This window comes from Sphingobacterium sp. UME9, assembly GCF_014170215.1.
Taxonomy (GTDB): Bacteria; Bacteroidota; Bacteroidia; order Sphingobacteriales; family Sphingobacteriaceae; genus Sphingobacterium; species Sphingobacterium paramultivorum.
Map to the genome: position 1 here is coordinate 1,568,449 of NZ_LZZP01000013.1, position 23,267 is coordinate 1,591,715.

The window sequence follows — 23,267 nt, forward strand, 5'->3', positions numbered from 1 at the left end:
GATGCTGACCCCACCTAGAGGTGTTTCTTCACGATGAGCCATGCCGCTTAATTGCGTCGAAACGCATGCCATTCCGGCGGATGCTGACCCCTCTCAGAGATAGCGATCCGGGTGTACCGGAGCATGCTGACCCCCTTTGTACTTATTGGTTTTGGCTGAACTTAGTGATCTATTTATCACTAAGAACGATTACTGATGGCCGGAAAACCACGACCAATGAGTCAGATAAAACAACTATTACACTTACATCGTCAGGGCTGCTCCATCAAAGCCATTGCCCGTACATTGTGCATCAGCAAGAACACCGTAAAGTCTTACCTTGCCAAACTACAGTCAGCTTCACTCGATACCGAAGAACTGCTTAAACTGGAAGATCCGGTACTGGAGAGCCGTTTTCATTCCGGTAATCCCGCTTATAAGGATCCGCGTTATATCCACCTAAAAAGCAAGTTGGAATACCTTTCCCAAGAACTGAAGCGGGTTGGAGTAACCAAGAAACTCCTCTGGGAGGAATATATCCAGAGCTTTCCCCAAGGCTACGCCTACTCCCAGTTCTGTTTCCACCTGCACCAGCAACTGGTTGCCCGTAAGTCTATTTCGGTGCTCACCCATGAGCCTGCCGACAAACTGTTTGTTGACTTTGCCGGCAAACAGATCAGCTATACCGATCAGCAAACTGGCGAGATTATGAACTGTCAGCTTTTTGTGGCCTGCTTGCCTTTCTCTGATTACGCCTTTGCCGTCGCCGTTCCCTCCCAAACCGTCAGTGACTTTCTTTATGCTTTATCGCGTTGCCTGCAGGCCATTAGTGGCGTTCCCAAAGTACTGGTACCGGATAACCTGAAAGCCGCTATCATCAAAGCGGACCGCTACGAACCGGAAGTGAACCGGACGCTGGAAGACTTTGCCAACCATTATGGGATGGCTGTGGTGCCCGCCCGTGCTGCTCGGCCAAGGGACAAAAGTTTGGTAGAGAATCAGGTAAAGCTGCTCTATACCCGTGTATACGCCAAGCTCCGCAACCGAACCTTCTTTGATCTGGGCTCTCTGAATGAAGCCATCAGTGAAAAGGTGCGGGAACATAACCAGACACGGATGCAAGGCAAGAACTATTGCCGGGAAGAGCGCTACCTGGCTCTGGAGAAGCCGTTGCTGGCTCCTTTGCCTAAGGAGGCATTTGAACTGAAGTATTATACCGAAGCTAAAGTAGCCAGTAACGGTCATATCAGTCTCCAAAAGCACTTTTATAGTGTACCCTACGGGCTCATTGGCAGTAAGGTAAAAGTAATCTATACCCGAAGCATGGTCTATATCTACTCTGATGGAAAGCAAGTTGCCGTTCATTTGCGAAGTTATAGCGGCGGTTATACATCCAGTAAAGAACACCTTAGTTCGCAGAACCAGGCCTGGTTGGACAGAAGTCCGGAGTATTATCTGGAACGGGCCCGTTACAAATCAGAAGACCTCTATTTGCTTTTCAAGCTGGTCTTTCAGCAGGACCGCTATCCTGAACAGCTGTACCGTACCTGTGACGGATTGCTGCGTTTATGGCGCAATACCGAGCCTGAAAAGTTCGCTAAGGTATGCCGCATAGCCATCCAGAACCGGATCTGCTCTTATAAATCTATCCAGAGGATCCTGGAAAACAACATGGCTTTTCATCTGGAGGAAGAACCCGTAGAACAGTCCCTTCCTGTTCATAACAATATCCGGGGCAAAGAATATTATATACAATCCACCATAAACTTCTAATAATGAACATCGAAACACAACTAAAAGAACTGCGTCTGCATGGCATGTGTCGCAACTGGCAGATCTTACAGGAAACAAGAAGACATCATGAACTCAGTCTTACCGAAGGACTGGAACTGCTACTTGGCGCTGAAGTGGACGCACGAAGCGGTAAACGCTTTGATCGTCTGCTGAAAAACGCAGGCTTCCGTTACCAGGCGTCTATTGAAGAGCTTAACACTGATCCGATCCGCGGTATTGACCGCTCGCTGATCAATGAACTTACTCTGGGAGGTTATCTGAACAAAGGAGAAGCGGTGCTGATCAGCGGCGCTTCGGGCGCGGGAAAGAGCTTTCTGGCATCAGCCTTAGGACATCAAGCATGTGCTCAGGGATACCGGGTAGCATATTACAATCTTCAGAAACTATTGTTAAGGACTAAAATGAGTCGTGTTGACGGATCCATTTATAAACTGATGGAGAAGCTTGCTAAAACTGAGCTCCTGATACTGGACGACTTTGGACTAACGCATCTGGAGAAGCAACAGCGAATGGATCTGATGGAAATCATCGAGGACCGGCACGGTCGCAAATCTACTATTGTTGCCAGTCAACTTCCCGTGGCAAGCTGGTATGATGTGATTGGAGAAGAGACCATTGCCGATGCGATCCTGGACAGGTTAGTGCATACCGCTCACAGAATTGAGCTTAAAGGTGAAAGTCTAAGAAAAAAAAGGTAAAATTGTCAGGCCTTCAAGATCAACAGGCCAAAACCAAATTATAGGGGGTCAGTATGCCCGGTACGGGGTCAGCTTCTCCGGAATCTCCAATTGATATAATTCTGCTCCAATATTGTCATCAAATCTGTTTCCTTATAAATAATTTTGCCACCAATCTGAATATAAGGCAGGATATTATCATCACGATATTGCTGTAAAGTGCGTTTGCTAATGTGTAACAGTTTGCATACATCTTCGCCCGACAAATAAATTTCTCCATTCATTACAGGACGATAGTTTTTTAATATGCTTTCAATACGGTTTCTCAACATCAAAATCATTTCTTGATGGGAAATGATTTCTTCATTCTCATTCGTCAATAAATCCATTGTCATTGGTATTTTAAGGTTGGTGGGCTTCGAGCAAAGCCTGTACATCCGAGCGTTTATAATAATTCTTCCAGTTTAGTTTGGAATAAGGCAATAAGCCTTTGTCCTTGTAGGTCTGCAAAGTCCGTTTGGTAATATCCATCATCAGGCACACTTCCTGGTTATCGAGCCATTTTTCTTCTTTAAAAATTGAAGTGTATTTCAGTGTGGCATTTTCGGTCAATTCCAAAAGTGCTTTCAGTTCATTTTTCATTCCGTCCAATACGGATTTTTGTATTGCGATAACTTCCATTTTTTGCTCAATTTTGCTGTGGAAGTCGAATTTATCAAGGATTTGTAAAGGCTTGGAAAATGTTGTATTGATTGTCGTTGAAAGGTAGTATTTGTCGCCACGATATAAATTTCAAGATAGTTTATTTTGTAAATTTGAAGAATATAGGTTACTGATAAATTAATTTTAAATGGCAGTATTACAAAAAGGCAATTCAAATTATCCGTTTTGGGGAGCATCAATAAATCTAATCACTGGACTTGACCCGTTAGGCCTTCAAACAACCTCAGAAGCGACTTACGCCACTATGTTGCCTGGAATTTCCAATTTGACTAATCGTCTCCGTTATTATGGGTTTTATTGTTGGCTTTTAGACTTCTATTTCAAGACCGAGAAGAAAGGCAACTCAAAAGAACAATATCGTTTTATCCGCAGAGCTGAATTGATGATTGCCATAATTATGCAAAGCGAGCGTAAAGGAGTTCAACAGATAACAGGAAGTAACTTTGCTTCAAACCTAATAAATACAGCTGAGGAAACTTATTTTGACTTAGCCGAAGGAGCAGACAAGGACAATACCGATAAAAATGTTTATTGGAAATATCCGTCCGGTGCATTCGGACAATATTATTACGGAGCAATGCAGGCACTTTCCTTAATTATTACAGCAATAAATGATGATGGAGATGTTATTTACAACATTAGTAAACCACACCCAAGACAAAAAGTTTCTGGGGAACAATTAGCCGAGGCTTTTGAAGTTTCATTGTCACCACAAATAAAAGAGTTATTTTATAGTAATATTAAAAAAGGAAAACTTTACCACTCTGATATTTCAGAACTGATAAAATATTTTGCGATTGACACGATACAAACAGAAAATGCCGAATGGCAACTATATGTGGAAATGCTTTTGGACAAAGACGAACCAAGTCAAGAAATGGAAGAACGTTTTACTTTTCACAGAAGGGAAACAATTTTGTCGCTCTTAAATACAGCTGTTAAAAATGAAAATAATTACGACTGGTATAGATTTCTATTGGAAAGTTACCGAAAGAAATTGGGAACAAATGGTTATCCTGAAACGGAAACTAATATTGGTTGGTACTGCTATCAATTAAATGAGTATTGGCAGTACAGTTGCGGCACGATGTTTTGGGCTGTATTACAACATCTTTACGATTTCCAACAAGACCAATATCTACCATTGTTTGTAAAGAAATTTTCAAGCAGTATTACAAATGAAATATGCAAAGAGCTAAAGCAAGCTACAGAGCCAACAAGTTCACTTGCAGAAATTTTGGAGTTAATCCCTGACACAGAAGATGAGGAAAACATCAAAAAGGAAATTGATGGAACAAACGACCCTGTTATAGTAGCAAAATATGGCTTTATTCTTTTGCTTCAAATATTCAAAAATAATAGAGAGCAACTTCATCCATTGAAAGAATTTATGAGCAGAAAAAAGATAGAAAGGGATGGGAATATGGTTGATGGTATCTTGACAGTTCACACAGCAGAAAACGATACACTTCAAGATTTTGTTGAACAATTTATTTTACGCAAAATTATTTACAGGCACTCAATGGTTGCACTCAGAAAAATGGGCAACGGCTCACAGGCTACTCACAAATTTTTTATTGAGGAACAATACATCCGTTTCATAGATACATTTCCTCCAAGAAACACATCGCCAAGAATGAACGCCTTGCAAAACATAATGTTTGATTTACAGGTAATCAACGACCAAAGGGTTTTATCGCCATTACATAAGAAACTTTTGATTGACTGATGATACTAGAAAGAGAAAACATACTAACATTGATAGGAAGCAGAAGATATCATTCTGCAATTCTTACTACCTTCAGCTTTGACTTTTATTTTTTTGAAATGAAAGCAATGAAATGGTTGCGTTCTTGTGGCGTGAGAAACATCAACGTTTTTATTGATGGACATTATTATTCAGAGTTAATGCAACAAGCGACAGGAGAAGAAATGCAACTTTCTGCCGGTTATTCACTTTATCCTGTTTTTCAAAAGTCAGTATTCCATCCAAAAATTTGGATGTTGTTTGGTGAAAAAGAAGGATTGCTTATTGTTGGTTCTGGAAACCTTACAAATTCTGGAAATGGCAACAATGATGAGATTTGGGGAGCATTTCATTTTGATATTCGTTCAACCGAAAATTCATCAGTCTTTTCGTCAGCTTGGGATTATCTATCAATTCTTTCATCGTCAGTTAAAGGACAGATGAATGAAAAAACTACAAAATGGATACTTGAACATTCTAAATGGCTGAATGAATTGCCAAAGACAAAACCATTTCAATTTTTCGAAACGTCGCAAAAAGAGAAGGTTGCTTTCCTGTTTAATACTGAAACAACTTCTATTTGGAACGAACTTTTAAAACATCTTAGCAATGAGAAAGTAGTAGAAATAACTACCATTTCTCCATATTATGACAAAAATGGGAAAGTATTGCAAGAACTTAATTCTCTTTTTCCTTCAGCCATAGTAAAAGTCATATTGGATGAAAGTGGTTTAATCCCTTCTGCAATGCAAGTGAGCAAAGCGTTTACATTTTACGATTGGTGTGATGCAGGCGTAAGCAAAATCCAATATGCAAAATCTGGAAACTCAAAATCAAAACTTCACGGGAAGATTATTCATTTCAAGACAAAAAATGGAAAAGAGTTTTGCTTGTTCGGTAGTGCCAATATTACACCTGCAGGATTGGGATTATTGGGCAAAAATTCAAATGCAGAAGTTTCACTTCTTATTCAGTCAGAAAAAGGTGGACTGTTAAATCAATTAGGCATAAAACTGAAAACAAGCAATAGTAAAACCCTTGATGAATTTACAACGACTACAAGTAAATCAATTTATGAAACTATAATCGAGAATAATCAATTTAAACTACAACTGCTATCGGCAGAGTTGATTTATGATGAATTTATACTTCATTCCAATGGCACCTATACCGATGAATTTAAGGTTGTTTTCTTCGATAAACAAAACCGATTTTTGTATTCCAAAACATTCTCAAATTATGAGAAAGAACTAAAAACAAAACTCAATTTAGAATTAGGCACTTTCCAATATGTGCAATTGACAAATATTAGTGAAGAGATTATCTCTAATAAACTTTTGATTTCAGATTATTTCCTCTTGGCAAAAACGCATCCTAATCCAAAGACAGAGGAAATTGAAAAAATTTATAGCGAAATCCAAAATGGAGAGCTGAGCAAAGTTCTCGACTTGTTGCATTATGCAATCTTTGATGAAACAGAAAATGAAACAGGAGCCAGCTTTTTAGATAGTAGGAGAAGCACGTTTACAAAGCTGAATGATGACAAAGAACCTGAAAAACTTTACGATCTCTCTTCCTATAAAGCAATAGAAAATTCTGGATTTGAAAAAAACCTTCTACTCTCTTCTCTTTCCCTACGTGTTTTAGATGTTTTGAAGTTCATCAATTTAAATGGAAATTCAACAAATAAACAAGCTGATATAAGTATTGATGAGCAAGAAGACGATTTAGGCAACATAAATGGAAATGAGGAAGGAGAAGTGGCAACGGTTCGTAACCTCTCTTTTGTCATTCTTAAATCTGAAAAAAGAAAGTTGATGAACTACTTTGATAACCTTTACAATTACCAACAAGAAATTCTCTATGGGAATAGTCGACCAAAAACATATAGGCCTACACTTACAGATTTGACTAAATATTTAATCGCTCTTGAGTTGATAAGTGAATACGGAGGGAAATCTGCAAAGTATGACGAACAAGACACGCACCATTTTTTCAGTTATTTACCATTTGTAGACGATTATGACAATAACAATGTAAAGGATTGTTGTTTAAATTTAATTGGCGACTTTTTGATGCTGGCAAGAAGCGGATTTAAAGCGTATGAATTTGACTATACAAAAAAGAAAATCGAGGAACTAAAAAAAGAGGCACTCATAAATACAATTGTTTGCTTAATTAACAATCGATGGAAAGATGATGAATTACATTACTTTTTTACTATGGCTTTAAATGCACTTCATTATTTAGGTTGTAGGAATGTAGATGATTTCAATAGCAATTTTGTAGAATTAAAATCCAAAATTAATATTAGAATTTCCGAGCTGAAAAACAGAACAAAAGTATTTGAAAAAAACTTAGAGATATTTTACGAAAGACTATGTCCTTCGTTTATAAAAGTGATTGAACAGATTGAAGATAAGAACTTTGATACATCAGCAGTTAACGGGCAAATTATTTACAAATCGCCTTGGGGTTATAGCTACGTTCAGTACGTAAATAAAACAAACGATTTTACTTTAATCAGACCTGGCTTTATGTGGGACTATGATAAAGAAGATTACATAAAACACAGTCCAGACGAAATTTATTTACCTCTAAAACTCTCATCTTTTATATGCACCGATTTGTAAGTTAAAAAATCGGATAACTTTTGGGTTATCCGATTTGCGCTATTTAAGTCCTGTTTTATAAGTGTAATCAAGTTTGTTATGAATAATTGTAGCTACAACCAATACTTCAGTCATTTCTGAAAGTTGAGTGTCTTCTAATATTTTCGGGTTATGCGCTTTTGGATTTCGGTACATAGAAAAAAATCCTTTACAGAAGTTGCCGAAACCCTTATGCTCACTTTCTTCGCTTGGATTATTCAGCATATTAAAAGCAAGCATAGGTCTTTTGTCTTTTCCTAAAGCAAAACAATCATCAACCAGATCTGCTCCATCTGAAGTATAGCCACTTTTCTGCCTAAGTCTTTCCGCAACACTTTTTGTGATTTCTAGTATAGAGTGAAAATAATTTTCTTTCAGCCATTCGGCTTCGCAGTATGGTAAAATTTCTGAATGAACTCCGATACCGTGTACTTTTTCTTTGATTTTAAGTGACCTGCTTTTAGCTTCTGAAATGGTTTTAGCTTTTTCAACTAGTCGGGGTTGTCCGGTTTTATCAATTTCTATCCCTTCGTAAACTAATTTTTCATTGATAGTTGTTCTGTCTCTTTCAAATTCGTCTTCGGAATTATATCTTTTAGGATTTAATAACCTAACTACAAATGCCAATACATTATTTCCACAATTGTCTTGTATTTGCTTTTCTTTTAATGCATAAAAAAGTCTGTCGGTTTTGTTTGTACCAATTTGCGATTGAGAAATATTAGCACCAGCTAAATGTTCTGTGATTTTTGTATGCGTTAATAGATTTGATATAATGTCAGATATATTTCGCAAGGTTATGTCATCAAAGGATTTTGTCATTTAAAAATGATTAATTCTGTTTCTGGATTTCCATGTTTTGGATTTCCCTATCTTTTTTCTCACGAGAATAAACCCAAAGTGATAAAAGTCCAAATATAATCAATCCATAAGCTATCCATTTACCAACCTTTTCAATAAATTTAATGAAAACCGAACTTTCATAAGATGAAAAACCTTCGGCTCCCATCGGACCACGCCTGTAAAACTTTCGTCGGTTAAGCCAATAGCGAAGTCCTAAACCTGCAATCAAAAATATTATTCCTATAACCAATGATGCGACCATAACAAAACACTTAAAATCTACTTTTTAAATTTACAAAAAAAAACAGTTTTAATATCCCTTAAAAAGAGAAATCCTGCTTTTTGTGGCAGGATTTCATTGTTTTTAATCAGCACTATTAAACTGAAAACTTATCTGTTTTTCATTTCCAAAGCTGTCCGAAATCCAAACATCAAAGGATTGCGAAACGGCAGATGTTGAAGTATAGTACAACCGAAATTGCTCTGTGGGTAATGGGTATAAATCGTTCGGTAAATATGGTTGCTCATCGTAATACCGCAATGTGCCTTGTCCGTCAAATTGGAAATAGCGAAGAAAATACTGTGTGTTGCTGTAATTGCCTGTTCGCTGTATGGCAATGCGTATTTCTACCGTTTGTCCATTGGCTACATCTTTTGGAACTGGCATCACGTTTACCTCGAAAGGAAAATCGTTCTGTATTTCGAGTTCATCATCTTTACTACAAGATACTAAAGTTACCGAAGCTGTTAGGATTGCCAGCATTACATATATCGGCACTAATCCTATTCTGAATTTATTAAATATTGCTATCATTGTTTTAAGTTTTTAAAAATTAAACCTTAATCCCACACCTGCGGATGGTCGGAATTGCTCTAAGTCTGTACCCCAAAATACTTTTGTGCGTCCTTGCAGGATTAACACAAAACGGTCTGATAGATATGTTTCAAGAGTGAGCCGTCCACCAGCTCCGTAGATGAAGTTATCCTCGCTCAAAATCTTTGCTCCGTCATACAACATCGCTTCGCCACGATTGATGCTTTCATAACCGACAACACCTGTTATTCCGAAGTTCAGCGTAATGTTTTTACGAGTATCGCCCAAAAGGAAGAAACTGTAGCCGCCTTCGGAAGTGTAGGTTTCCTGCGGTATGCGGAGGTCTTTGTAGTCGTGGTATTGGTGGGTGTATTCCAATGCCCAAAGCTGATAGTTCCCGTTTTTACCGTTCACGGTCATTCCAATATTGAGGTAATAATCATTGCCAATTTTATCGTTGGATACTACACCTGTACTTACTTCCAGTCCTTTCTGTTTTGGGAGCATTCTTTGTGCCTGTGTAACCGTGATGGCCATCAAGATGAGCATCACGGTATAGATATACTTTTTCATATTATTGGATTAAAATGTTATTAAAATTTTAGGTGCATATCGTTTATTAAACGAGCTTTTATCAAATCCGAATTTTCTACCTGCAAAGTTTGATGTCTGCCACCGTTCTTCTCGAAAATCTCAATCAACAGTACCTTGTCATCGGCAATGGTAAATTGGTCTAACAGGAACACGTTTTGTTCGGTTAGTTTCCCGCCAATCTCGTCCAAAGGCTTGTAAGTTCTGAGGGGTATCATCGGGCGTTCTTGTACCACAGTACGTTTGGCTACCTTTTTATCTACTACTTTGAAATTGATAAAATCAATCTGGAAAGGCACATTGGTTTTATTTCTCAATTCCGTATGGAAATAGTATTTGCCGTTGTGGATATAAATGCCTTTGAGAATAAACTGAATGCCGAAACTCTTAGCCCCAATGTGCTTTACAATCCGATTATCATTTTTGTAAATTGTTTCTAATAGCAAGCCTGCTAGTGAAGGCGAATTATTGCCCAATTCTTCAAAAAGCACATCGTTTCCATTGGCTTTATCCACTGCCTTTTGCATTGTAAGTAGGTCGTAGCTCATTGCCTCCGGGTAAGAACTGTAATACACATTAAAGCTGTAAAAACGTCCGTCATTCGTAATGACCGAAAAATTGGTTTCAGGTTCGAAATCCCTTACCGTTGCTTTTACACGCAACACGTTTTCCGCATCTTCTGCTTTTCCTGCAATTAGATATTCGCTTCCCAAATCCACATAACGGATAGCGGTCGGAAAAATCAAGTGCGAAGTTTTATCGTAGGTAACTTCCATTTTATACGGTTCTATCTTGCCTAATGCAAGCGGAGTTCTGATGCTGTCTTGTGCAAAAGATTGTACGGCAAAGCCGAGTATGAGGGCAATAGCCCAAAAGGTTTTTAAAATATTTTTCATTGTTTTATTTGTTTGAATTCAACATTATTGTTTAGATACCAAGAAGACTTGATGTCCTGCTTTCAGCGTAACTTTTGGGGTTCTTACCTTTTTAGCAAAATAGCCCGAAATTCCCTGTACCACGCCACGACTAAGATCTGCTGCAACCTGCTGTCCGGCATTCTGCGTGAGCATTACGCTCGTTCCACCAGTTTGGCTCATATTGCCTGCCATTTCGGTAAGGGCATTCATTTCCGGCGAATACGGAACGTACAAGCCTTGCTGTCCGTCCAAATCGTAAATGGTTATATCTACCGGGATGATATTGCCCTCCAGTTCTATCGAGGTAACTTTTAGTTGTAAACGCCCTCCCTGAAATTTCGCATTAGCCGTTAAAATCGTTCCTTTTGGAATGGTACGGCTCGGTGTTTTTGCAGGCTCTAATAATCGTAAACGCACACCTGTTTCGCCAACTACTGTTTGGGCATCGTGTACACAGGCTTTGATACTGTTTTTGGGTTGTGCCATTTGTTCCAAAGAGCCAGCGGTATAAAACCCACGGTTCTTTGTTTCGCTCCAATCCGCTAAAAAAGCACTGCCCGATGGTTCACGGTAAAGGGCTGATACTGTATTTTTTCTTGCTGATGTGAACGATACAAAATGCTCTTTTTGGTTAGTAGCCATAGCACTAATAGCATCCGGAACAGCACCATTAGCAGGTGTTGAATTTTCGGTATTCGCATTTTTTGGCAGATACTTTGCTGCCATTTCATAGGATTTCTCCATTAGCTTCAATTGGTCATCAACTGTGGCCACAGGTGGCACATCCTTTTCTGATAATTTTTCTTTCAATTCGTCCACCTGCTTACGCAGTTCCATTGTTTCAGCGTTATCATCTTGATAAAAGGAACTCAATGCGCTTTGGCTATTTCGATAGCTGTTCAAAGCAGGGTTACTGCTTCTTGCCGAATTTCTCCCACTACCGCCAAAGCTGTTGTTTTCCTCTTCTTCATTAAACGGTTCGTCGGTTGGCTCTTCTTTGTCTTCTGTATTCCAGTAGTCTGAAAGTGTAGCCAATGCATTGCGTTTTTCCTGCTCTTTGCGTTCGAGCATTTCCTGTTCATACGCCTTGCCTTTGTCTGCAGGCATTCCAGTTCCAGTAGCCTCTGGTACCGCATCGTTCAGCCCTACATTTTCAATTGTCTTTTTGTCTTCGGATGGTTTAAATATGAGGTACATACAACCCACGAAAACAATCGCCATTAAGCCGAAAATTAAGGGCTTTTTGAGCTTCTCCTTATTATTCTGTGTGCCGTCTTGCAACACATCAGCAGTTGCTGTCGAGTTCCCCTCCGTTACCCGAACAACCGATTTTTTGTTCTCATTTTCTTTCATAAATTTGATTTTTTAAAATTGTTGATACACTATCCTGCAATCTTGCAGGACTTCCATTTTTTTTGAGGACAGGATTTTCGATATGCTCTATGATCATATCGTTTCCAGACTTTGAGGTATCGTACCAGACTTTGAAAATTACACCTGCGGTAAGCAGTAGATATCCCACAAAAAAGTACAGGGTATATTGGTGCTGCTTGCGCACTGGCAATGCCTGCCAACGTTCGTCGAGCTTATCAAAATACCTATCCATATTTGCTCTTAGTTTTTTCATACTCTTAATTTTTTATGATGATGTTAGAGCTTGAACCGCTTGGAGATTTTACCCACATTTTGCTTTTGTTCATCATTAACCAAAGCAATTACCTCAACTGCATTGGGTACGACTATTAAAGAGAGGTTTGTCAGTTCCGATTTTTTTAGCAATTGCCCAAATTGGTCTTTTCTTGCCACCTCCATTCTGTTGAGTGAGAATTTGCCGTTCAGATAATTTACCCACATACTGCATTCTACACTTGGCTTGTCTTCTCCCGACCATTGTAGGTAGCCTGTCAACAACAAGTCTTGTTTAGGCAAAGTATCTGCACCTTTTTGGCAGCTTTCAAGGTAATCGCTGATACTGTCTTTCAACTTTCCGGCATACGCACCCTGCGTATGGAAATAGCCGTTATATCCTTTTTCTGTAAGGGTTTTTGCGAACGTGTTTAAATCTGATAATGCTTCCATAAGATTATTTTTTAGCGTTCGATGACTTCTATATCCCTGTTTTCCACGACTGCAAATTTTTCGATATTGAAGCCTTGTGGGTTGTTGTCAGAGCGAACGGAGTTGACTAGGTAGCCGGAAGTAATTAAGTTACGTCTGGTTACATTGCTTGACCGAATGATGAATTGTTTTGCATAGGTTCGTACCGCATAAGGATGTGTATCGAAATTGCAGACCACACTATCTACTTCGATGCGTTGCTGTACATTTCCTGATATAATACGACTGTAATAGCCTTTTTCCGATAAGTCTTTATAGTAGTCGAAGGCACTTTTGTCGGCAAGATTGAATGCCCTGCTCATATTGCTTTCTATAGCGTTTTTGTCGGGAGCAAGTGTAAAGAACAGTTCGTGAAAACGTCTGACGTGTTCCCTTGCTTCTACAGGTCGGTTGATGCTCGCATCCTGCGATAAGGCAAGCATTAAAGATTTTCCGTTATCCAATACATAGATTTTTTGGCGTTGTTCTTCTGCAAAACGGTAGGACTGCCATACGGCATATCCTACCACGCCAATGCAGAGAACCGCAAACACAATGGCATATAATCTTATCTGCCTAAAGCTGTTTTCGATATTTCTTAGCGTTTTAAATTCCATTTTTTTAATGATTTATTGTTATTTATTCATCAGTTTACCGCCAATGTTTCCTACTGTAGATCCTGCACCAGCACCTGCAAGGTTTCCTGCCTTCATCGCTGTTTGATTTACATTACGAGTAAAGTTTCCTGCACCTCCGGCTTGGATTACCCAACCTGTTACTGTTGGAATTGTGAAGTAGCCAACGATACCGATAATCATAAAGATGATGTACACCGTATTGCTCGTATCGGGTATGTAAGTTGGATCGGCAAGCATTGCTATATCCCGTTCTAAAATGAGGGATTGTATTCTTGCCAACATCGAACTGAACAAATCGGAAACAGGAAGCCACAGGTAAACACTAACATACCTCGTGATCCATTGCGTGAGCGTGGACTGAAATCCGTCCCAAACGGAAATAGCAAAAGCTATTGGCCCCAGTATCGAAAGGACTATCAGGAAAAATGTTCGTATGGTATCAATAACTAAAGCCGCCGCCTGAAAGAGTATTTCCAATAAATTGCGAAACCAATCCTTTATTGCTTTCTCTATCTTGTAGGCTTGCCTGTCCATATACATTCCTGCCATTGTACCAACGTCCGATGGCGACCAGCCCAATTCATCCAGCTTTTTATCAAACTCTTCGTCTGATGCCATATAGGCGGTTTCGGGATTTCTGACCATTGCTTCGTATTCTAATTGGTCTTTCTGCTGTTGCAGTTTGTTGAGATCAAGCACCTGGTCTTCGAGTATGGCGTGGGTTCCTGTAACCACCGGACTTAATACTGCATTAATGGTTCCCAACACAATGGTTGGGAAGAACATTATGCAAAGCCCCAAAGCGAACGGACGCAACAACGGGAATACATCGATAGGCTCGGCTCGGCTTAAAGCCTGCCAAACCTTTAATGCTACATAGAACAACGCACCCAATCCAGCCAATCCTTTAGCCACAGCCGCCATATCACCAGCAAGTGGCATCATATCATCGTAAAGTGAACGAAGGAGTTCGTGAAGATTATCCCATTCCATTTTTACCAGTATTTTTGGTTAGAAGTTCCGTAGAGTTCAAGCACTCTCTGTGCGTCGTTTTTCTTTTTCGCTCTTAGATAGCTTACAGAAATGTTCTTATTCGTGTAGTAGCGAACAAGGCTGTGGTAATCCTTAACTTCTTTGTACACACGGTCAATTACATCCATACGTTCTTTATCGTTCAGGGAAAGACTTGACGAGGTTATAATCTGCTTCAATTCTTTCAGCAGTTCGGTACTTTCATTGAGCAGTGCCGAATAACCGTTGCCGATTGCAACCAATTCCTGTGGTGTAAAATTGGGGTCGTTCATCATTTTTCCAAAGTTCTGAACATATATTTCGGACACATCGCCTACCAACAATACGGTTTGCTGTACTTTACGGGCATCTTTCACAAGGTTGTTGATAGCTTTCAGCTTATCGTAATATTCCTTGCCCTGGTCGTACACTTTCTTCACTTCGTTGAAGTTCTTTACCACATTGCTCACGGTGGAAGAAATCTGTATGATTTCGTTCGCACTGTTGATAATTCCTGATGCCAGATTTGCAGGGTCAGTTACTACAAATTGGGCTTTAGCTGACGGTGCTACGGCGAGCATTAATGCCGTACACACTGTAAAAAAGATTTTTTTCATTGCTTCTAAATTTTAAAATGTTAATTGATTATTGATTTATTTTGTCACGCCTTTGCATTGCGATATGCTTGATGGCGAGTTCTACATTGCCGTCCAGTTCAGCAGCAAGCTGCATCACTTCCATTTTTTCGGTTTCTTCGGTGGTGTAAGCGTAGGATAAGAACCCGGCGCCTTGCCATATTGACTATGGTAGGTTTCCAAGAACTCTCCCCCGAACCGTACGTACCTGTCTCCAGGTATACGGCTCTCCATCAATTTATTCAGTCTAACTTGCCTGCGTGTATCTTATCGTGGCATTTTGAGCATAATGCCAAGGTTTTTCTTCTCCTTGCACTCATTCGTTTTTCCCAGTCTTGCTTACCTTTCAGGTCTTTCAATTTGCGTATATGGTGCATTTCCAATTTCTCGTTGGCACCGCATAATTCGCATTTCTGGTTTTGCAACCTTGTTATAAGGCTGTTTCTTCCTCCTGTAATGGTAACTGTGACAGGTAAACTATCCACGTAAGCACCACGGGCAGCTTTTTGGCGTTTGAAACCCTCTTTGTAAAAGCGTCTGTACATTATATCTCCTTTCCTGTTTTTGTAGGGAATGGAAAATACTCCGTTGATACATCTTTTAGTCTTTTCCTGACTGATTGAAGTTTGGTATTTCAGTGCATACGTTTTGTACATACTGTACTCCAAGATGTAAGAAAATGACTGGACAAACGAGCTGTTGTTGGCAATTGAGTAATAATTGTAAAAGCCCCGTATTTCAGCGTTGTACTGACTGATGATTTCTAAGTCATCCAAGTCTTTCATGTAATAGCGTGAGCGTGGTTTCCAAACTTCTGTGCCTTTTTTATTTACCAGTTTCATGGCATTATAGCTCAGTAGCTTTTTCTTCATCACGTCTACTGTGACACGGAGTACAATCTTATCTCCGAAACATCTTACGGTTCTACCGTGCTTATCTCTCTTGGATTCATCGGAGTTTCGCACGGAGACATCAAAGCCTAAGAATTTGGCTGGTTTCTTAGCATTAGTCACCAAGGTTTTTTCATCAGACAGTTCAAGTTTCAGTTTTTCATCAAGGTAAACCTTGATGTCTTCCTTTATCTTTTTGCAGTCTTCTTTGCTACCTATGACCCCGATAAGAAAATCGTCCGCATACCTAACGTATTTTAACTTTCTGAAACTGCCATCCATCTTGTCATAAGCTGGATATTTGTTTCTTTCCTGTCTCAACTCTTTGATGTCCTTAATCATCTGCTCTCTGACAGTTTCGTCTGTCTCACATTTGAGTTTCTTGGCCAAGCGGTATCGTCTCTGTTCGTGTAGCCTGTACTGGCGTGTTGCCGTAGTTCTTTTACCCTTATCGAAGTCCTTGATATAATCCTTGACATATTTATCGAGTTTATCAAGGTAAATGTTGGCAAGGATGGGGCTTACAATCCCACCTTGCGGTGTGCCACTGTATGTTTTGTGGTACACCCAATCTTCAATATACCCTGCATTGAGGAACTTTCGTATCAACCGAATGAACCTGTCGTCAGCGATACGCTCCTTTAGGATACCAATCAATATTTCGTGATTGATATTGTCGAAGAAGCCTTTTATATCGCCCTCGATGAACCACCGTACAGCAGTGAATGACTGTTGGACGCTTAATAGGGCTGTGTGACAGCTTCTATTGGGTCGGAACCCATGTGAAGTATGCTCAAAGCTACCCTCATAAATTGCTTCCAATATCATTCTGATAACCTCCTGCACTAATTTGTCATCAAAAGATGGTATACCAAGCGGACGTTTCTTCCCGTTCTTTTTCGGAATGTATGTCCTCTTGGATGGGTTTGGCTGATAGGTCTCGTTTCGCAACGATGCAATCAGCCTTTCAATGCGGGATATACTCATTCCGTCGATGGTCTTTCCATCAACTCCTGCCGTCATATTGCCTACTTTACTGTAGATTTTCTGATAGGCGATAAAGTACATCTCTTCATTGAACAGAACCTTGTATAGCCTTTCGAACTTATAGTCCGTGTTTCCGCTGTGCCTTATTAGACTGTTCAATACTTTTTCTGGATTTCTCATAATGTCTCTCACATTTTCCGTTAATCGTATTAAACTAAATTGACTGTCTCCCTTCGCCATGTACAGGGCTTTCCCCTGCTCGGACTACTACGGAGACTCCGTTGCCGTATCGGATATTCAGGAGCTTTTTCCATAGCCACGCCTGTGGCATTCCGACTTAGGCAATCCCCATTTAGACATATAGCAACTATTGGCACGTTAGATTGTCGGATGCGATGTTCGCCCTTTTCTGCTTATTGCAGTTACGTTGTGGTCTGTTTATGCTATCACTACTACCTGTCATTAGGATATTACCACAAAGTGACGTTGGTAACTGTCTTCCGTCACTGCCTAAGAACTGACCGTTCGGACTGTCGTTCAATCAATCAAGACTTCATCCTTATATCTAACTTTTCAACTCGCCATTCAGTCGCAACACGACAATTAGTTGACTTATGGCTTTTCCGACATGCTACACTCCCCGTCGGGTTTCCCGTTCGGATAAGTCGGCTGTTGATGGGCGTTATAAACACTTGCCCAGTGGTTGCCAAACCACATTCACTATATGCCCTTATGGGCGCACTAAATATTCTTCGAGGGAAACTTCCGTAGCGTACACGGCGGACTGTGTACCGCCCAAGCCAATCCATACTTCTTTGTAGAGCCTTGACGGGTCGTTGTTCATGTTGATGGAAAGTACCTGTGATTTTTCCTTTTCGGTCAGCCCCAACATCGCTTGGATGTCATCGAACTTGTTCATGTACTTGCGCTGGTCAAGCAGGATTTTACAGTCGGAATTGTTGATGATGCTTTCTTTGACAATCGGCGACTGGATGATGTCGTCCACTTCCTGCGTAACCACGATGGCTTCACCAAAAAACTTACGAACCGTCTTAAAAAGGTACTTGATGTATTCCGCCATGCCTTCTTTGGCAATTGCCTTGTCGGGTAGGTCGGCGGGATTACTCCCGCTTTCCCCCCTAAGAACCGTACGTGAGAGTTTCCCCTCATACGGCTCAAGCAGTTTAAAGCCCATATTTATGAGCCAGCTCATGACAACCTTAACTTAAGTTGGATGTCCCGTCTATGGCAGGAATTGTGGACTAGCGTTCTTTGGACTTGACCATCAACCCGAAGGTTGGTAGTTGTCCAAGCACTGTCACTATCGATTTTCTCGCCACATAATGGACACACACGTTTTTGCCTAAACCACATAAACAAAATGGTTCGTTTACTGTCAAGTTTCAGGAACATCTTATATGTTTCCCTTTTCTTGAAGTAATCATTCCATTCAGGGTCAAAAGGGTTTGCCTCCTTTTTGATTTTGACATGTCTGACGATTTTGGTGTCGTACGCACGTTTCAGCGACATGACTTCCGCCTTGCCCTTGTCGTTCGTATCCACCGCAAAACACCAGTTTCTCTTGCCAATCGTACGGAAGTACTTGGTGGAGATAAACCACCTACCTTTCTTTGGATGTCGCCTAAGCGCCCAAGCCCATAGTTTACGGTAGATCAGGTAATCTACATACCTGAAAGTTTCCGACGCTGAAGTGTGTCTGAAATGGTTTGCCCAACCCGATATAACGGGGTTCAATAACCTGATTACGCTTTTCTGTGTACTCGTTTTGTTGGCTTCAATGATGCCCTTAACTTTCGCATAAAGCTTTTTCACATTATCCTTGGATGGTTTTGTCAGGAATTTGCCCTTGTACTTTCTAACATTGCAGCCCAGAAAGTCAAAGCCTTCCTCAATATGCGTAATCTTGGTTTTCTCTGCCGAAAGGTTTAAGCCCCGTTCTGCTAAAAAGTCCTTGATTAGCGGAAGAACTTCGTTTTCCAGCTGCTCCTTGGTCTTGCCCGTGACAATAAAGTCATCGGCGTACCGTATCAGATGTACCTTGGAAAAGGTAGTCACGTTTTTCCCGAGTTTAGTCGTGTGACGTGTCCTGAACTCCTTAGCAAGCATTGTCTGCATGCCATCCAAAGCCATATTAGCAAGTGTTGGCGAGATGATACCTCCCTGTGGAGTACCTTCGTCCGTCATAAATAGCTCCTTGTTGAAGACAAAGCCGCATTTCAACCATTTTCTTAACATTGACTTGTCAGTTGGAATATGTTCCAATAACCAATCGTGGTTAATATGGTCGAAACAGCCCTTTATGTCGGCTTCCAATACCCATTGTGGAGATGTTCTCTTCGCAAGGGTTCCATAACATTGCTGTATTGCATCTGCGGTACTTCTTGTCTTACGGAAACCGTAAGAATCGTTGTCGGCTATGGTCTCGGAAACTGGTTCCAAAGCCATTAGATACAATGCCTGCATTGCCCTGTCCTTCATGGTCGGTATGCCCAGAGGACGTAACTTCCCATTCTTCTTGGTAATATGCACCCGTTTTAATGGTTGAGGTTTATAACCTCTTCTTTTCAATTCAGTTATCGCCCGAATTTTGGCTTCTGGAGAGCTCCACAGTACGTGGTCAACTCCAGCCGTGTTTTTACCTTTGTTAGAGGTTACCCGCTTTACAGCCAATGCTTTGGCGTAAAACGAATGAGTGAGCATCCACTGCAAGGCTTTCACCTTGTTGTGCCTGCACTCTTTCTGAGCTTTTACAATACGCACTTGCAGCTTTCTGACCTCTGTTTCGCTTCTGTTCCAGTCTAGACTGTTCCAATTGCCAACTTGGTCGGAAGATGCACACGCTTCATTTCTTAATACGTTCATTTGCCTTTCCTCCTTTGAAAGTTCTTTAGTTAACTGTAATAAACCACCTTGCGGAAGTCTGCCCGCTTTCGCGTAGGGTAACGTTCAAACCCTTATCCATCCCATTACAGGATGGCGTTCGCTTTCTCCGCATTCCTATACCCGCATGTTATCGTCGCACCTTGCGGTTTGATTCCCTGACCTAACAGGAACGATACGGGCTTACCGAGTTCTGCATAAGTGACGAAGTGAATGGGTTAGGCTCTGTCTATCCACCGGTAGTGCTTTGTTCGTGTACCGCCAGCGCTGGAGAGGGGTATCCGACTACATCCCATTTTGGGCCGAGCCTATCAGTATCTTTGGCTACCTGGAAGTTACGATGGTTCAATCGACAGTTCACATAACATTAGCCATACCATTCAAACCTAGCGCCCCAATCCCATGATACTAGGGATTGTCGCTGAACCTCACGGCTCATGCTCCTTCATCCGAAAGGGCTTCATTGTCCCGACAGCTTCACACAAAACCATTACTGGTAATGCATGTGTCGGTAGGTTACTGCTGACGAAACAGCAGGTCTAGTCTTCGCTAGACAATCACTTATGCAACTTCTCGTCGCACCCACGCTTCTTCAATCAGAATGAGCTTACGCACACCTTTGAGCCTACGCATCTTGTTGATAAAGACCTCCATGATGATAATCGTGACTATCGGGAAGAGGATTTTGTGGTCTTTTATCGCATCAATTTCAAAAACAATAAAGCGTTTGCTCAATAGGTCAAGTTGCTTGTCGGAATTGAGCAGGTAATCGTACTCGCCACCCTTGTAATAGGGTTCCAGTACGTTAAGGAAACCAGCCACGTCAAAATCCTTTTCTCTAACCTGCTTTTCTTCCAGTACCCTGCGGTAGTCACCCTGTACGTACTCATAAAAGCCGTTGAATGACGGATAATCATCGCTCTGTCTGATACGCTCGATATAACCGGAAACCGCATTGGACAATGCTACTTCCTCCGAACGTGTCGGCGGCTCATCGTCACGTTTCCATAGGGTAAGGATGAGCGTCTTGATACTCTCACGCTTTTCAATGTCGAACACACCATCGTCCGTGTAGAATGGGTTAAAGGCAATCGGATTATCTTCGGTGTAGGTAAAATATACACCGTCTTCGCCCTTGGTCTTGCCCTTAATCAGTTCGCACAGTCCCTGATAGGAATTACCCGTGTCCACGAGCAGCACGTGTGCGCCCTGTTCATAGTATTGACGTACCATGTGGTTGGTAAAAAAGGATTTTCCCGAACCCGATGGCCCCAAAATAAATTTGTTGCGGTTCGTGATAATTCCTTTTTTCATCGGCAAATCCGATATGTCCAAATGGATGGGCTTGCCCGTAAGCCTGTCCGCCATCTTGATGCCGAACGGCGATACCGAACTTTGGTAGTTGGTTTCTTCCGTGAAAAAGCATAACGCTGGCTCGATGAACGTGTAAAAACTTTCTTCACTCGGAAAGTCGCCAGCATTCCCTGGCATCGCTGCCCAATACAATGTGGCAACGTCCACCGTATTGTGGCGTGGCTTGCATTCCATGAGTGCCAATGCACTTCCGGTGTCGTTCTTCAACTGTTTCAATTCAGTCGGGTCGTCCGACCACGCCATGATGTTGAAATGCGCACGGATGGAGGAAAGCCCGAAGCTATGCGCTTCGTTCAGGTACTTTTCAATCCACTCTTTGTTGATTTGGTTGGCACGGCTGTACCTTGCCAATGAGTGCATATTGCGTGCGGACTTTTCAAACTTGCGCAGGTTTTCATCGCTGTTGTCCAAAAACAGGTACTGGTTGTAGATGTGGTTGCAGCTTAATAGCAGCCCCACGGGAGCTGCAAAGGACAAAAGGCAATCGCTCCTGTCGGTGGACAGCTTTTCATACCTTGTATTTGCCGATACCGTATTGGGCAAATCGTCCGTGTCGGAAAGCGTGTGCAGGCATAGTCTTTTGTTACCGATACGCACGTCCTCGCTTCCGAGTGCGATGTCCTGCATCGGCGTTCCGGCTTCCCGTGACAGTGTAAGGTACTGTTCCAGCAATCCCTGTGTGTCGTCTGTACCGATGATGTCGTCCTCGCTCAACCGTTCCAGTTTCACAAATCCGCTGTCGTTGAGGATGCGCTCAAATTGGGCGACCGCTTCCATGAAACGCCTTACGACTTCTTTGTCCCTGATTTCTTTGGGGATAAGGACACCTTTGCAAAGCGACGAAAAATTGCTCTGCATCCGCATCCTGTCCTTGGTCGTCTTGGTCAGAAAGAGATAACAGTAATGGTTCAAAAACGGTCGCTCATTGAAATGCTGCTGATAGGACTTGCCCAAGAAACTCAAACCCTCCTGTGCCATGTCCGGCGCATAGCTTTCCTTGATAAACCAGTCCTGTTTGTGGATGATGGAATAATCCGGCAAGGTCTTGATTGCCTTGTGCCATGCCGAATGGATGGCTTCGTATTCCGGCGATGCTACCGTGAACAGCTCTGGTAGCTGTACCCGAAAGCAAGCGGTAATGTCTGCATCTTTTGAAATGATGCAGTTCTGTTCCACCGCCAGTAGTGGAAACTTGCTTTCCAATGTTGTGGCTTTAGCTGTTTTTCTCATAGCGCATGGGTTTTAGGCGTGAACTTCAAATAGCGGTGTACCGCCCTGCGGCAGATGATGTACTTTGGATGCCGTTTTTTGGCTCCGACTTTCATCAGCCCGTGTTCGCCGTACTTGCCATTGAGCGCAAATATTTGCCACACGATGAGCGATGCACCGCCAGCCCCGATAAACAGGCACAGGTACGAGTTTGCGCCTGCCATGTACATGACCATCACGAGGATAAGCACACCGAGCAGCCCACCTGCGAAAATGAACAGGTATTGGGCTTTCAGCCCCTTGAACTCGACCGTCCTGCCGATGCCTTTGTTGATGTTGTAATTACTCATAGGGCATCGGTTTACAGGAAGAATGAACGGAGGATGGTCGCCGCTACGATTAAGAAAATACACGCACCGAACCACGATGCCGCCGTCTTGCTCGTATCGGGGTCTCCGCTACTAAATTTGTTGTACACCTTAACACCCCCGATTAAGCCCACGACCGCACCAATAGCGTAGATTAATTTGGTTGCTGGGTCGAAATACGAGGTTACCATCTGCGTGGCTTCGGTAATACCTGCCGAACCGTTACCCTGTGCGAACACACCGATTGCCGACAGTAGCGCAACGCCTGTCAGCAATACTTTTTTGCTTTGTTTTTCCATGTTAAAAACTGAATTAAATTGTTTCTGATACCCACACCCTGTGGGCTTTCGGAACAAAAGTCTTTCAGAAATCAAGGCGCACTAACGATGTGTCTTTCAGTGGAATTGATTGGCAGTAAGTG

Annotated in this window: 22 protein-coding genes and 2 pseudogenes; 4 read left to right on the forward strand and 20 right to left on the reverse strand. The window is 41.6% G+C overall.

All coding sequences use genetic code 11. From position 1 onward, the window contains the following. Positions 1 to 216: 216 nt before the first annotated feature. Entirely contained in the window at positions 217 to 1,752 is a 1,536-nt protein-coding gene (gene istA, locus A9970_RS25750; protein ID WP_259655477.1) for an IS21 family transposase, read from the forward strand. Positions 1,753 to 1,754: 2 nt separating this feature from the next. Continuing rightward, the gene (gene istB, locus A9970_RS25755; protein WP_182984183.1) at positions 1,755 to 2,471 is read left to right on the forward strand and encodes an IS21-like element helper ATPase IstB; all 717 of its coding nucleotides are present in this window, start codon (positions 1,755 to 1,757) and stop codon (positions 2,469 to 2,471) included. A 68-nt stretch (positions 2,472 to 2,539) separates the two neighbouring features. Here istB and A9970_RS25760 read toward each other — a convergent pair whose 3' ends face one another. Further along, a complete protein-coding gene (locus A9970_RS25760) occupies positions 2,540 to 2,839 on the reverse strand; it encodes a helix-turn-helix domain-containing protein (RefSeq protein ID WP_182984184.1) in 300 nt (99 codons plus the stop codon). A 13-nt stretch (positions 2,840 to 2,852) separates the two neighbouring features. Further along, positions 2,853 to 3,131, reverse strand: a complete 279-nt coding sequence (locus tag A9970_RS25765; RefSeq protein ID WP_132777330.1) for a helix-turn-helix domain-containing protein — start codon at positions 3,129 to 3,131, stop codon at positions 2,853 to 2,855. A gap of 169 nt (positions 3,132 to 3,300) precedes the next feature. On the opposite strand from A9970_RS25765, the gene A9970_RS25770 reads away from it, so the two are divergent. Continuing rightward, positions 3,301 to 4,902: a hypothetical protein gene (locus tag A9970_RS25770; RefSeq protein WP_037438470.1), complete on the forward strand. Its 1,602-nt coding sequence runs from the start codon at positions 3,301 to 3,303 to the stop codon at positions 4,900 to 4,902. Positions 4,903 to 5,000: 98 nt separating this feature from the next. Then, complete coding sequence (locus A9970_RS25775; protein WP_234797577.1) at positions 5,001 to 7,553, forward strand: hypothetical protein; 2,553 nt, start codon at positions 5,001 to 5,003, stop codon at positions 7,551 to 7,553. A 39-nt stretch (positions 7,554 to 7,592) separates the two neighbouring features. Here the strand turns inward: A9970_RS25775 and A9970_RS25780 are convergent, their stop codons facing one another. The 18 genes and pseudogenes from A9970_RS25780 to A9970_RS25865 all read right to left on the reverse strand — a co-directional run bounded on the left by A9970_RS25780 (position 7,593) and on the right by A9970_RS25865 (position 23,145). Further along, complete coding sequence (locus tag A9970_RS25780; RefSeq protein WP_037438472.1) at positions 7,593 to 8,393, reverse strand: TIGR02391 family protein; 801 nt, start codon at positions 8,391 to 8,393, stop codon at positions 7,593 to 7,595. Positions 8,394 to 8,403: 10 nt separating this feature from the next. After that, positions 8,404 to 8,676, reverse strand: coding sequence for a molybdenum ABC transporter permease (locus tag A9970_RS25785; protein ID WP_003002444.1), 273 nt, complete (start codon positions 8,674 to 8,676; stop codon positions 8,404 to 8,406). 102 nt (positions 8,677 to 8,778) lie between these two features. Continuing rightward, the gene (locus A9970_RS25790) at positions 8,779 to 9,228 is read right to left on the reverse strand and encodes a DUF3872 domain-containing protein (protein ID WP_074964051.1); all 450 of its coding nucleotides are present in this window, start codon (positions 9,226 to 9,228) and stop codon (positions 8,779 to 8,781) included. A gap of 12 nt (positions 9,229 to 9,240) precedes the next feature. Further along, positions 9,241 to 9,801, reverse strand: coding sequence for a conjugal transfer protein TraO (locus A9970_RS25795; RefSeq protein WP_037438473.1), 561 nt, complete (start codon positions 9,799 to 9,801; stop codon positions 9,241 to 9,243). Positions 9,802 to 9,821: 20 nt separating this feature from the next. Next, entirely contained in the window at positions 9,822 to 10,715 is an 894-nt protein-coding gene (gene traN, locus A9970_RS25800; protein WP_037438474.1) for a conjugative transposon protein TraN, read from the reverse strand. A 24-nt stretch (positions 10,716 to 10,739) separates the two neighbouring features. Continuing rightward, positions 10,740 to 12,089, reverse strand: coding sequence for a conjugative transposon protein TraM (gene traM, locus A9970_RS25805; RefSeq protein WP_132777331.1), 1,350 nt, complete (start codon positions 12,087 to 12,089; stop codon positions 10,740 to 10,742). After that, on the reverse strand, positions 12,076 to 12,363 hold the full coding sequence (locus A9970_RS25810; RefSeq protein ID WP_002978260.1) for a hypothetical protein: 288 nt from the start codon (positions 12,361 to 12,363) through the stop codon (positions 12,076 to 12,078). The genes traM and A9970_RS25810 overlap by 14 nt, the downstream gene beginning before the upstream one ends. Positions 12,364 to 12,386: 23 nt before the next feature. Continuing rightward, positions 12,387 to 12,815: a hypothetical protein gene (locus A9970_RS25815; RefSeq protein WP_037438476.1), complete on the reverse strand. Its 429-nt coding sequence runs from the start codon at positions 12,813 to 12,815 to the stop codon at positions 12,387 to 12,389. An 11-nt stretch (positions 12,816 to 12,826) separates the two neighbouring features. Next, positions 12,827 to 13,450, reverse strand: a complete 624-nt coding sequence (gene traK / locus A9970_RS25820) for a conjugative transposon protein TraK (protein WP_037438477.1) — start codon at positions 13,448 to 13,450, stop codon at positions 12,827 to 12,829. A gap of 18 nt (positions 13,451 to 13,468) precedes the next feature. Continuing rightward, positions 13,469 to 14,464 (reverse strand): conjugative transposon protein TraJ, encoded by a 996-nt coding sequence (traJ, locus tag A9970_RS25825; RefSeq protein WP_037438478.1) that lies wholly within the window; start codon positions 14,462 to 14,464, stop codon positions 13,469 to 13,471. 2 nt (positions 14,465 to 14,466) lie between these two features. Beyond that, on the reverse strand, positions 14,467 to 15,099 hold the full coding sequence (locus tag A9970_RS25830) for a DUF4141 domain-containing protein (RefSeq protein ID WP_182984185.1): 633 nt from the start codon (positions 15,097 to 15,099) through the stop codon (positions 14,467 to 14,469). 114 nt (positions 15,100 to 15,213) lie between these two features. Next, complete coding sequence (locus tag A9970_RS25835; RefSeq protein ID WP_182984348.1) at positions 15,214 to 15,351, reverse strand: hypothetical protein; 138 nt, start codon at positions 15,349 to 15,351, stop codon at positions 15,214 to 15,216. 8 nt (positions 15,352 to 15,359) lie between these two features. Beyond that, positions 15,360 to 17,174 carry a reverse transcriptase domain-containing protein gene (locus A9970_RS25840; RefSeq protein WP_041461709.1) on the reverse strand — a complete coding sequence of 605 codons (1,815 nt, stop codon included), beginning with the start codon at positions 17,172 to 17,174 and terminating at the stop codon, positions 15,360 to 15,362. A gap of 562 nt (positions 17,175 to 17,736) precedes the next feature. Continuing rightward, positions 17,737 to 18,096 (reverse strand): annotated as a pseudogene (locus tag A9970_RS25845) (conjugal transfer protein TraG); the annotation flags it as partial. 107 nt (positions 18,097 to 18,203) lie between these two features. Next, entirely contained in the window at positions 18,204 to 19,877 is a 1,674-nt protein-coding gene (gene ltrA, locus A9970_RS25850; protein ID WP_182984187.1) for a group II intron reverse transcriptase/maturase, read from the reverse strand. A gap of 600 nt (positions 19,878 to 20,477) precedes the next feature. Then, a pseudogene (locus A9970_RS25855) lies at positions 20,478 to 22,499 on the reverse strand (TraG family conjugative transposon ATPase); the annotation flags it as partial. Then, positions 22,496 to 22,828, reverse strand: a complete 333-nt coding sequence (locus tag A9970_RS25860; RefSeq protein ID WP_095439125.1) for a DUF4133 domain-containing protein — start codon at positions 22,826 to 22,828, stop codon at positions 22,496 to 22,498. The gene A9970_RS25860 and the pseudogene A9970_RS25855, both read right to left, overlap by 4 nt. Positions 22,829 to 22,839: 11 nt before the next feature. Then, positions 22,840 to 23,145: a DUF4134 domain-containing protein gene (locus A9970_RS25865; protein WP_095439126.1), complete on the reverse strand. Its 306-nt coding sequence runs from the start codon at positions 23,143 to 23,145 to the stop codon at positions 22,840 to 22,842. Positions 23,146 to 23,267 lie beyond the last annotated feature (122 nt).